3 protein-coding genes and 1 pseudogene are annotated in these 4,124 nt (G+C 68.1%); all 4 read right to left on the bottom strand.

The features are described from left to right. Positions 1–69 precede the first annotated feature (69 nt). The gene (locus tag VGJ14_16320; protein ID HEY2833995.1) at positions 70–1,134 is read right to left on the bottom strand and encodes an IS630 family transposase; all 1,065 of its coding nucleotides are present in this window, start codon (positions 1,132–1,134) and stop codon (positions 70–72) included. Between the two features lie 204 nt (positions 1,135–1,338). Beyond that, positions 1,339–2,752 (bottom strand): annotated as a pseudogene (locus tag VGJ14_16325) (IS1380 family transposase). Positions 2,753–2,855: 103 nt separating this feature from the next. Beyond that, positions 2,856–3,652, bottom strand: a protein-coding gene (locus VGJ14_16330; protein ID HEY2833996.1) for an IS5 family transposase whose coding sequence is annotated in 2 segments (ribosomal slippage) — positions 2,856–3,314 and positions 3,317–3,652 — 795 coding nt in all. Because the reading frame shifts where the segments join, the coding sequence is not laid out codon by codon here. Positions 3,653–3,855: 203 nt separating this feature from the next. Beyond that, the coding region (locus VGJ14_16335) for a CPCC family cysteine-rich protein (protein ID HEY2833997.1) at positions 3,856–4,124 on the bottom strand (269 nt) is incomplete at its 5' end.

The raw sequence follows: 4,124 nt of genomic DNA on the forward strand, positions 1-4,124 counted from the left end.
TTGCCCGGAGTTCCGTGATGTCGACGGCGCGTATGCAGCCGTTGCCGTGACGATCTACGACTTCCTGGCCTAGTGGTTCGTAACTGAAGTTGTTGGTCGGTCGGCCTTGGCCAAGATCTCCTCGGCGGGTTTTGTCCAGACGAAGGGATGGGTGCGGTCGTTCCAGCCTTCGATGAAGGCGCGGATCTTGGTGTTGAGGTCTTTGACGGAGCGGAATACTCCGCGGCGGATGGCCTGGCGGTCGATGAGGGAGAACCAGATCTCGACCATGTTCAGCCAGGACCCGGAGCTCGGGGTGAAGTGCACGACGATGCGCGGGTTCTCGGCCAGCCAGGCACCCACCGTGGGGTGCTTGTGCGTGGCGTAGTTGTCCATGACCAGGTGCAGGTCCTGGTCGGGGTAGGCGCGTGCGACCTGCTTGAGGAAGGCCAGGAACTCCTGGTGGCGGTGGCGTGGCTTACAGGCCGCAGTGACCTGGCCGGTGGCGATCTCCAGCGCCGCGAACAGCGTCGAGGTGCCGTGCCGCTTGTAGTCGTGGGTCCACCGGGCGGGCAGATTCGGCCGCATCGGCAACATCGGGGCGGTGCGGTCCAGCGCCTGGATCTGCGATTTCTCGTCCACACAAAGCACGACCGCGTTATCCGGCGGGGCCAGGTAGAGCCCGACCACGTCGGTCACCTTCGCGATCAGTTCCGGGTCGGTGGAGAACTTGAACGTCTCGCACCGCCAGGGCTGCACCCCGTGGCGCCTCCAGGCCCGCGCGACCGTGGCGTGATCGATGTTCAGATGCCGGGCCGGCAACCGCGAGGACCAATGCGTGACGCCGAACTTCTTCGGCGGCGGCCGCAACGTCGCGGTGATGATCGCTGCCCGGTCGATCTCGCGCGGACGACCCGACCGCGGCGCATCGGTCAGACCCGCCAGCCCGGAACGCTGGTAACGCGAGCGCCACATCACCACCGTCGTGCGGCTGATCCCCAACCGCTCGGCGATCTCGGTGTGCGAAACCCCATCCGCGGCCAACAGCACGATCCGGGCCCGCTGGACCAGTCCCGCCTTCATCGTCGAGGCCCTCGTCCAGGCCGACAACGTCTCCCGGTCCCCGTCCCGCAGACCCAGCACCGCTGCGCGCATGGGCCATTGTCCCGAACCCAACCGTTCACAGACTTTAGTGACCCACCACTAGCCTCGATCTTTCACGCGGCTCCGGCGTGTCGGTGGGGCAGTGATTTGGGGGGCGTTTCGGCTGCGTTTCGCCGGCCGGGCGTGCGGGAGTGCCGGCCGTCGCTCCGGTGGCGGGGTTGCCGGTCCTGGGTTGTCGGGGTGGGTGACTGGGCGTCAGGTGAAGGCGGCACGCAGTCGGGCGAAGGCGGTCACCAGGTCGGCGGCCCAGGGCCAGTCCCGGTCGATCTTGAGGTAGCCGCGACGGGCTTTGTCCACGACCAGGGCCCCGAGGTGCAGGAGTCGGTAGCGGCAGGGTGGCTGGTTCGGCCCGGGCCAGGCTGGTTTCCTCGAGGCACAGGGCTTTGGTCCAGGTGAGCAGGTCCGCCCCGGTCAGGGCGAGTTCGAGCCAGGGCGCGTTCGCGGTGGCGCTGTGGCAGGGCAGGTTGGCCATGCCGGTGTCCTTACCGACCCGGATGGCGTCCTCGACGCGGGCATGGGCGCGGTGGCGCACTTCCAGGTCGGCCAACTGCCTGCTCGGGCCACCGGCCGGGGTGTCGGTGATGAACGCGGTGAACCGGTGCCCGGCGGCGTCGGTGAAGCGGATCTGCGCGCCGGGGTGGGGTCGTTCGCGGCGCACGATCACCCGTGAACCTTCCGGCCAGGCGGAGAGATCCAGCAGGTCGGTCAGTTCGGCGACCCGGGCCCCGCGTCGTGGTTGCCCGTCGCGGTTGTAGGCAGCGGTCCACGCCTTCTCCGGGACGGTGTTGATCGCGTCCTGCACGCGCACCTCGATCGGGAAACCCAACGAGAACTGACAACCAAGCTCGCGCAGCCTCTTGGCGAAGGCGTGGGTGGCCCCGGCCGAATCGGCCGAGACCAGCACCGCCGGGCCGGTGGTGTCGCCGGGGCGCGGGCGGGCGTGCTCCGGCAACCCCGCCAGTGCCAGGTTCAGTACGGCGATGTGATCGGTTGCGGTGTTGCTACCGGCATTGCCCGGGCGCAGCAGCCCCGCCAGGGCCTCCACGCCGGCTACCTCGGGGCGGTCGAGGTAACACAGCAGTGGGTGGAAGCCGAACCCCTTCTTCCACGTCGGTCGGGGGTCCTCCTTCTCCGAATGCGCATCGAGCAGGCTCGCGTCGAAGAACAACCGCAGCCCCGCGGCCACATCCGGGCCGCCACCGGCGGCCCACACCGCCGCCCGCGCACCGACACGCGCCGTCCGGATCTCGGCGAGCTTGCCCGGGCTCACCCGGTCCAGCACCCGCCAGGCGGTCGCATCGGAGGCGACCGTCCCGAACAGCTTGTCCTGATCACGCAATGTGCGCAGGTCCGCCAACGCCGTCCCACCATCGGCGATGCTCACGGCCAGATCCGCCAGGACCTGCCCCGGGGCACGGACCGGCGGGCCCTGATAGGTGTCGAGCAGCACATCAGTCCAACCAGCGACCAGACCACTGTCGCGGGCCAGTTCCCGCAGCAGCGCCGTCCCGGCGTGGGAGACCACGCCCTTACCATCCGCGCTGACTGTGAACCGCGACTTGCCCTTGCTGTTCTTCACCCGCGGAGTGCCTTCCCGTTCGGCGAACATGGACCCTCAACAAGCCCATTTTCCCTTACAGGCAAGGCACTTCCGTGTTCCCGGACCAGGTGGCGAACCTATTCCGATGAAAGATCGAGGCTAAGAGCGTGTCTCAAGTGGCGAGTTTCTTCCAGCAGGTCAGCGCGGCGGCGAGGGTCAGGAACGCTGCGAACAGGTTGCCGTCGCGTTCGTAACGCACCGTCAGGCGGCGGTAGCCGCTGAGCCAGGCGATAGTGCGCTCGACCTTCCAGCGGTAGCGCCCCAGGCGTTCCTTGGACTCGATGCCCTTGCGTGCGATGCGTGGGGTGATCCGGCGTTCACGCAGCCACTGGCGGCGGGCGGCGGAGTCGTAGGCCTTGTCGGCGCGCAGTTTGGCGGGCTTGTTGCGTCGAGGTCCGCGACGGGACCGGATCGCGGGGATGGCCTCGACCATGGGTTGGAGTCGGGTCCCGTCGTTGACGTTCGCGCCGGTGACCTCGGTGGCCAACGGCAGCCCGTCGGCCTCGGTGATCACATGCAGCTTGGAGCCCGGTTTCCCTCTGTCGACAGGGTTTGGGCCGGTAAGAGTGCCCCCCTTTTCGCCCGGACGCTCGCCGCGTCCAGCAGCGCCGAGGACCAGTCCAGCCGCCCGTCGGCACCGAGACGGTCGAGCATCTCCTGGTGCAGGCGCTGCCAAAACCCGTCCGCGGTCCAGGACTGGAAACGGCGGTGTGCCGTCGGGGTGCTCACCCCGAACTCCGTCGGTAGATGCCGCCACGCGCACCCCGCAGTCAGCACGTAGACAACCGCGGTGAACACGTCACGGTCGGGCAGCGGAACGGTCCCACCGCCTTGCGGACGCAGGTTGAACAACGGCAGCAACGGCTCCACGATCTCCCAGAGCTCGTCGGGCACCATGCGTTCTGACAGGGGCTCAGTCACAACTCAATATCATTGCCCCAACAGTCACATCTGCCACGCAAGACACGCTCTTAGCGGTGCGGCACCTCGACCCGACCGCACAGGCGCGAGTCGCTCCTCGACACCGTGCCCCCGGATCTGCGCCCTGATGGCTTCGAGCAACCGCCTGGGGCGTTCAGCACTCAAAGCGGTCTGCACCCGACTCGGATCGGCTATCTCGGCTCGACCGGCGGCCGGTGCGGCAACGCGCGACCGCCCAGCTCGACATATCGTTGCCGCACGTCGTCCAGGCTGCCCGACCCGTTAGGTCCGCCTCGGACGATGTGGCTGTCGTGATCGTCCTGGCCGTCGTCCTCCCAACCGCATTCTGCGCACAGGTCGTATGCGCCGCGTTCGGGCAGGGTCACATGACCGCAGCACGGACACGAGTAGGGGCCGGATTCCTCGGGTGCGACGACGTGGCGGAATGTCGCCTCGAAGT

This window comes from Sporichthyaceae bacterium (genome assembly GCA_036493475.1).
Lineage (GTDB): Bacteria > Actinomycetota > Actinomycetes > Sporichthyales > Sporichthyaceae > DASQPJ01.

Excerpts from the sequence above, each read along its gene's own strand:
- VGJ14_16320 (HEY2833995.1), bottom strand. The coding sequence starts at position 1,134 with ATGCGCGCAGCGGTGCTGGGTCTGCGGGACGGGGACCGGGAGACGTTG.